Source organism: Mesorhizobium sp. M1A.F.Ca.IN.020.06.1.1, assembly GCF_004023265.1.
Lineage (GTDB): Bacteria > Pseudomonadota > Alphaproteobacteria > Rhizobiales > Rhizobiaceae > Mesorhizobium.
Genome location: NZ_RZSR01001089.1, coordinates 1 through 1843 on the forward strand (window position 1 = coordinate 1; position 1843 = coordinate 1843).

Here is a 1843-nt window from a genome sequence, read left to right on the forward strand (position 1 = left end):
GTCCTCGCTCGCATCCGTCACGCTCGGCTTCCTTTCCGCCTGGGGTTTCGCGCGCTTCGTGCTGCCGGGCTCGGCCCTGCTGCGCGGGTTGATCACGCTGCCGCTCACCGTCAGCTATCTGATCATCGGCATGGGGCTGCTGGTGCTGTTCAACTGGGCCGGCGTGCCGAAATCGCTCATCGCCGCCGGCATCGGCCATGTGGTGATCAACCTGCCGCTCTGCTTCGCCATCATCTATAGCCAGATGGGCGACCACCAGATCAACATCGAGCGCGCCGCGCGCGACCTCGGCGCTCCCGAATGGAAGGTGCTGCTGATGATCACCGTGCCGGTCATGGCGCCGGCGATCTTCGCCGGCTTCTTCCTGTCGATGACCTTCTCCTGGGACGAGTTCGTCATCTCCTACCTGCTCACCCGTTTCGAGACGACGCTCCCGGTCGAGATCTGGAACCTCTTGCGCTCCGGCCTCAATCCCAAGACCAATGCCGTCGGCTCGCTGGTCTTTGCGGTCTCGATTGTGCTCGTGGTGCTGTTCGAATTGACCCTGCTGCGGAGAAAGCCGGCATGAGCGCCCCATTGGTCGACATCCGCAACGTCTCGCATCGTTTCGGCCTCCTCGCCGTTTTGAAGAACGTCTCGCTCGCGATCGAGCCCGGCACCTACACGATCCTCCTCGGCCCGTCGGGCTCCGGCAAGACGACGCTCCTTTCGATCCTTGGCGGCTTCGTCACCCCCAGCGAAGGCAAGGTGTTCATCCGCGGGCAGGACTGCACCGCCGTGCCGCCAGCCAAGCGACCGACGGCGACCGTCTTCCAGGACTACGCGCTGTTCCCGCATATGAGCGTCGGTAAGAATGTCGGCTTCGGGTTGCGCATGCAGGGCGTCGATGGCGCGACGCGGACGGCAAAGGCACGCGAAGCGCTCGCCCTCGTCGGGCTTGCAGCCTCCTTCGACAAGAAGCCGCACCAGCTCTCCGGTGGCCAGCGCCAGCGCGTGGCGCTGGCGCGCGCGCTGGTCATCGAGCCGGCGGTGCTGTTGCTCGACGAGCCGCTCGGCGCGCTGGATCTTAAGCTGCGCCGGCAGATGCAGGACGAGTTGAAAGCGATCCAGAAACGAGTCGGCACCGCTTTCGTCCATGTCACGCACGACCAGGAAGAAGCGATGGCCCTGGCTGACCATTGCGTGGTGATGAATGACGGGCGCATCGAGGACGAAGGACCGCCCGAGCGGGTCTATGCGCGGCCGAAGACTCGCTTCTCGGCGACCTTCATGGGCGAAAGCACGATTCTTGCCGGCAAAGCCGGCGAAACACAGGATGGACGCTTCGCAGTGGCGACCAGGCTCGGGCCGATCTCGCTGCCCGGCACGGCGCCGGCTGGCGCGGCTGTGGCGCTTGCCATCCGGCCCGAGCACCTCATCCTTGCGGGAGCGAAAGGCGACGTTGCGCTCGGCACCGCCAGAGTGAGCGACGTCGTCTACCAAGGGAGCTTCAAGCGGGTGCTCGCCACCTCGGCGCAGGATCCTGCATTGCAGTTCATCGCCAAGGCACCAGCTCCCGCGACCGTCCAGGCCGGCGACACGGTCGCGGTTTCATGCGATGCTCAAGACATCATCCTGCTGGCGGACTGATCCAATGAGCATGCTTCCGGTCATCGAGGCTCCGGACTGGTACGAGAGCATCCGCATGGGCGACGACGTCACGCTCATCCATGAGCCATGGATAAAGCCGTTCTTCCGCTGCAACATCTGGCATGTGCGCGGCCGCGACCGCGATCTTTTGTTCGATACCGGTCTCGGCCATGTCAGCCTGCGGCGCCATGTGCCGCTGGTCACCGAACACCAG

General features: G+C 64.8%; 2 protein-coding genes and 1 pseudogene. All 3 read left to right on the plus strand.

The window, feature by feature from the left end:
* Nucleotides 1-568, plus strand: a 568-nt coding sequence (locus EOA60_RS31225; protein ID WP_128312497.1) for an ABC transporter permease subunit, incomplete at its 5' end; no start/stop codon positions are given.
* Entirely contained in the window at nt 565-1629 is a 1065-nt protein-coding gene (locus EOA60_RS31230; protein ID WP_095824703.1) for an ABC transporter ATP-binding protein, read from the plus strand. The genes EOA60_RS31225 and EOA60_RS31230, both read left to right, overlap by 4 nt.
* Before the next feature lie 4 nt (nt 1630-1633).
* Nucleotides 1634-1843: pseudogene (locus EOA60_RS31235) on the plus strand (MBL fold metallo-hydrolase); the annotation flags it as partial.